General features: G+C 66.8%; 7 protein-coding genes. All 7 read right to left on the reverse strand.

The window, feature by feature from the left end; genetic code table 11:
- Positions 1-95 precede the first annotated feature (95 nt).
- Entirely contained in the window at positions 96-398 is a 303-nt protein-coding gene (locus AN233_RS01170) for a hypothetical protein (RefSeq protein WP_058365051.1), read from the reverse strand.
- A 79-nt stretch (positions 399-477) separates the two neighbouring features.
- On the reverse strand, positions 478-636 hold the full coding sequence (locus AN233_RS17040) for a hypothetical protein (RefSeq protein ID WP_176696600.1): 159 nt from the start codon (positions 634-636) through the stop codon (positions 478-480).
- A 2-nt stretch (positions 637-638) separates the two neighbouring features.
- Positions 639-1,445 (reverse strand): hypothetical protein, encoded by an 807-nt coding sequence (locus tag AN233_RS01175; protein ID WP_058365052.1) that lies wholly within the window; start codon positions 1,443-1,445, stop codon positions 639-641.
- Positions 1,442-1,990 carry a hypothetical protein gene (locus AN233_RS01180; protein WP_058365053.1) on the reverse strand — a complete coding sequence of 183 codons (549 nt, stop codon included), beginning with the start codon at positions 1,988-1,990 and terminating at the stop codon, positions 1,442-1,444. Before AN233_RS01180 ends, AN233_RS01175 begins: the two co-directional genes overlap by 4 nt.
- Complete coding sequence (locus AN233_RS01185; RefSeq protein ID WP_058365054.1) at positions 1,990-2,565, reverse strand: hypothetical protein; 576 nt, start codon at positions 2,563-2,565, stop codon at positions 1,990-1,992. Before AN233_RS01185 ends, AN233_RS01180 begins: the two co-directional genes overlap by 1 nt.
- A complete protein-coding gene (locus AN233_RS17045; protein WP_176696601.1) occupies positions 2,562-2,732 on the reverse strand; it encodes a hypothetical protein in 171 nt (56 codons plus the stop codon). The genes AN233_RS01185 and AN233_RS17045 overlap by 4 nt, the downstream gene beginning before the upstream one ends.
- Positions 2,732-3,380: hypothetical protein (locus tag AN233_RS17050; protein ID WP_176696602.1), on the reverse strand; the 649-nt coding region annotated here is incomplete at its 5' end. The genes AN233_RS17050 and AN233_RS17045, both read right to left, overlap by 1 nt.

The raw sequence follows: 3,380 nt of genomic DNA on the forward strand, positions 1-3,380 counted from the left end.
CCCGATGATGGGCGTGGCCCGCGGGACGCCCGCCGCGTTCGTGTACGTCTCCACGATGTCGGACGTAGCGCCCATCGAGGCGTAGAGGTCCGCCATCAGCCCAGCACCTCCATGACCGCATCATGCGCACCGAACCGCTCGCCGAGGGCCAGCAGCAGCGCGACCGCGCCGCCGAGCTGGACGTGCCGCTTGACGCGGCCGGCTACGCCGGGGACCATCTCCGCGAGGACGATGGTCGCGGCGCCGCCGAGTTCCTGCGGGACGCTGAAGCCCATGATCTCGGTGCCGTCGAGGAGAATTTCGCCGCCCTGTGCCGCCGCCACGCCGCCGACGACGGAGCCCGCGTCGCGGGCAAACCGTTCGTCAGCGAACTTGTCGAAGTAGTCAGTTGCAGCCATCTGCAACCGGACAGAGACAGCCTCAGACCATCAAAAACCGACAAATAGCCACTTCTCAGACTGCGGAGTGCGTCAGGGACTAACGTCCTCGTCGGTCCGGCAGGTCCGAGTCATCGATCAGGACCATCACCACGTCCGGGTTGCTCGGTTCGAACCCGGCCCGGTCGCGCAGCTCTTCTTTGACCTCTTCGAACCGCTCGGACTTCTCTCCGTACAGCGTGATGTGGGTTTCTGTCATGGTCAGATCTCGATCTTCTTCCCGGCGCTGCCGACGTGGTCACACTCCGGGCTCCAGCGGTCGCTGCTCCAGAAGCGCTCCACGTCCCCGTCGTTGTCCGAGTAGACCCACTCGGAGTTACTGACGCGCTCCGTGCCGTCGTCCGCGACCGTCGTCCGCTTGCGGAGTGAGACGGGCTCGCCGTCCGCCAGCAGATCGTCGTGTAGGGCCGGTAGAGGATTCCCACCCGGCTTGTGTACCTCCTCCGGGTACTCCACCACGCCCTTGATCTTCTTGAGGTCGTTGTCGGAGTTGAAGCCGCCGAGTATCCGGGCTTGACAGTTGCCCCAGACGGTCTCCTCAAGCTCGCTCGGGCGCTGGGTTACCCAGATACTTGAGACGCCCTCGCCGCGACCGGTCGTCGCCAGCCCCTTGATGGCGTCGGGGACTTTGCCGGTCTGAGGGGCGACAAAGTGCGCCTCGTCGATGACGATCAGCACGTCCCCGAGCTGCCGAGCGACCGCGATGGCCTTCGCGCAGATTTGCCGCCACTCGTCGTTTGTCGTCTGCTGCTGGTGTCGTTCGAGCACCAGCTTCTCGTTCGCTTCGAGTAGCTGCCGCCACTCAGCAGCGCCGAACTGCTGTTCTCGGGGACCGGCGATCCAATGCTTGCACGGCGCCGGGCCGTGGTCTTTGCTCACCAGCCCACGGAACTCCCCCTTGTAGTCGAGGACGAGGACGCGGCCGTAGTTGTGCAGATTCTTCTCCGTAACCGCCTGAGCGCCCCACGATTTGCCGTAGCCGGAGCCGGCCGCGAAAGCGAGGTTCATGCCTGTTCGACCAGCTCCCGGAGGGCCGCGGTCGTCCGGTCGCTCGGTGCGCGGAAGAGGCGTTCGTAGGTCGCGGTCGGGGTCCACGCCACGATCTCGTCCTCGAAGGTGTCGAGGTCCACGCCGAACTTCGCGGAGACGTGGCCCGCGGCCAGCTCGCGGTCGGTCCCCTCCATGCCCTGCTCGCGGTAGTAGTCCGCCCACGACTCGATCTGTGCCTGCCAGTCCTCGGGGTCCATGCCGGCGTACTGCGCCGCGTCGTCCGCGTCCGTCAGGGTCTCGGGCGCCACCTCATCGACGTAGAGCGCCCACGGATTGCCGGCGAGGCGGGCGCCGATCATCGCCTCCAACTGGTCGACGCGGTCCTCACGATCCAGCGTCGGCGGCGCACCGACCGCTTCTGGGTCCACGTCGAGGGCGTCGCAGAGGTCGCGGACGGCGGCCCGCTGCTCCGCTTCCACGTCCGCGAGTTGGCCGGCCGCTCGCCGTATCTCCTCTTGGTTGTTGTCGATCACGCGCCGGATGAGCTGCTGTTTCGGGTTCATCACGCCGACCGCGCCTCCTGCATCTTGCTGACCGCCTGCTGCGGGATGTCGCTCTCCCGGCCGAGAACGATTACCGCCAGCAGCGCGCTACTGATGGCGACCGCCTGCCCCGGCGGCAGGTCCTCGGTCGTCCCCATCTCCGCGGCCAGCCGGTTGACCGACTGATCGAGTTGGACCGGTGCCTGCGTCGCCAGACTCGCCACGTCGTCGGCGCTCATGCCCGGCTCGTCCTCGCTGGTCGCGTCGGCCACCTCGATGAGCAGCACGCTCAGAAGCTCTACGTAGGTGTCGCCCCACGTCTCTCCGTCGCCAGAAGCCGGCGCACCGCCGCCACCGCCCGCGTCGCTCTCCGCGTCCTGCTCGTCCTCCTCCGCCGCGTCCTCGCCCGCCTCGTCCTCGGTGCCGTCCGCGGTCGCACCTGCCTCGTCTTCGGCGTCGTCCGCGAGGTCGCTGAAGTCGAGGTCCGATACGTCCGCCCGCTCGTCCTCATCGATCTCCGGTCGCTCGTCCTCCTCCTCGTCCGGCTGCTCGGTCGGCTCCTCCGGTTCCTCCGGCTCCTCGGGGTCGTCGCTCATCGGGTCTCCTCCATCGCCATGAACTGCTGAAAGTGCGTCTCACAGAGCGTTTGGCCCTTGTACGTTGCTTTCGCGGGCTTGGCGCAGCGCTCGCACCGACCGCGGCCGTCAGTCTCACCGGGTAGGAAGATCTCGCGGTCGAAGGTGTTGGGTTCAACCGCGGGCATCAGCCCCACACCTCCCCGTCCGCAGCCGGCTCGGCGGGGTCGCTCGCGTCGGTCGCCTCGGAGGGGACATCCTCGACCGTCGGGCCGTCGCCCCCGTCTCGCGTCAGGTACCACACCGCCGCAACCAGTACGACGGTCCCCAGTACCAGCGCGAAGCCGGCTTTTCGGTTGTTTGAGGTTGCTTTACCGTCGCTTTTGGACCCGCCCGAAGCCCCCTTTCCGTCGCTGGTGTCGCTGCTACCGTCGTCGGAACCCGCCGCATCGGCCCATTGATCGGCGTATTCGTCGCTGGTAGATTCGCCCCCTTCAGCCCCCTCTCCGTCTTCAGAATCGCCTTTCTGGCTGGTAGCAGATTCGGAGTCGGGCGTAGCAGGCAGGTTTTCGCCTTCTTTGCCCCCTTCGGCGCTGGTAGATTTGTCTGCTTCAGCCCCTTCTCCGTCTTCAGAATCGCCTTTCTGGCTGGTAGCAGATTCGGGGGCGTTCGTAGCAGCCCCTTCGTCCCCCTTCTGCGCCTCCAGCTGTGGCTTGAGAGCTTGGTAGTCGTGGGTGTCGTCTTTGGTCGCGTTGATGTGTGATCGGACCGCGCCGATGCTGTCGCGCTCGTACTCGCACCCCTCGGCAGGGCAGGCGAACCCCGTCACGGGTCCA

The organism is Haloparvum sedimenti, assembly GCF_001462205.1.
GTDB classification, from domain to species: domain Archaea; phylum Halobacteriota; class Halobacteria; order Halobacteriales; family Haloferacaceae; genus Haloparvum; species Haloparvum sedimenti.

Excerpts from the sequence above, each read along its gene's own strand:
- AN233_RS01170 (WP_058365051.1), bottom strand. The coding sequence starts at position 398 with ATGGCTGCAACTGACTACTTCGACAAGTTCGCTGACGAACGGTTTGCC.
- AN233_RS17040 (WP_176696600.1), bottom strand. The coding sequence starts at position 636 with ATGACAGAAACCCACATCACGCTGTACGGAGAGAAGTCCGAGCGGTTC.
- AN233_RS01175 (WP_058365052.1), bottom strand. The coding sequence starts at position 1,445 with ATGAACCTCGCTTTCGCGGCCGGCTCCGGCTACGGCAAATCGTGGGGC.
- AN233_RS01180 (WP_058365053.1), bottom strand. The coding sequence starts at position 1,990 with ATGAACCCGAAACAGCAGCTCATCCGGCGCGTGATCGACAACAACCAA.
- AN233_RS01185 (WP_058365054.1), bottom strand. The coding sequence starts at position 2,565 with ATGAGCGACGACCCCGAGGAGCCGGAGGAACCGGAGGAGCCGACCGAG.
- AN233_RS17045 (WP_176696601.1), bottom strand. The coding sequence starts at position 2,732 with ATGCCCGCGGTTGAACCCAACACCTTCGACCGCGAGATCTTCCTACCC.